Here is a 449-nt window from a genome sequence, read left to right as displayed (position 1 = left end):
AACTTTAAGTGCAGGGTCTCTAAGAAGACTATGAATGTTATACCTAGGGAAATCAATCCCAAAATGAAGACCTAGCTTTGGAAGGTACAAGTCCCCATCGACAGCTAAAGTTCTGTACTTATTTTTGGCAAAATAAACACTGAGATTTGAGGTCAAAGTCGTTTTTCCTGCCCCTCCTCTTCCAGTAACAACAATCACAACCATTTTAATTTTCACTTCCACACAACAACTTACTTGTTTTAATATTACCACGTCGTCATTATATATAAAAGTGCTGTTTGTTGAAAGAATGAACACAAATCCAAAAATAATTTTAAAAAGCAGAAATGAGACCAGATTAAGTTTCAATGTAATCATCAAGGGTTTTAGCTCTAACCATGATTGTAGCTTTTTCTTGACCATAGAAAACCTCAACCAAGCCATCAGATTCTAAACTTTTAAGAGTCTGA

Annotated in this window: 1 protein-coding gene and 1 pseudogene; both read right to left on the bottom strand. The window is 34.7% G+C overall.

Features of this window, described 5'->3' with window-relative positions:
- Positions 1-357 (bottom strand): P-loop NTPase (locus E3E37_RS11700; protein ID WP_240921982.1); only part of this gene is annotated, 357 nt, incomplete at its 3' end.
- A pseudogene (locus E3E37_RS11695) lies at positions 338-449 on the bottom strand (ArsR family transcriptional regulator); the annotation flags it as partial. The pseudogene E3E37_RS11695 and the gene E3E37_RS11700, both read right to left, overlap by 20 nt.

The sequence above is a fragment of the Thermococcus sp. ES12 genome (genome assembly GCF_012027515.1).
GTDB lineage: Archaea > Methanobacteriota_B > Thermococci > Thermococcales > Thermococcaceae > Thermococcus > Thermococcus barossii.
Note: the sequence above shows the minus strand (reverse complement) of the source record. Positions and strands in the feature narration are given on the sequence as shown.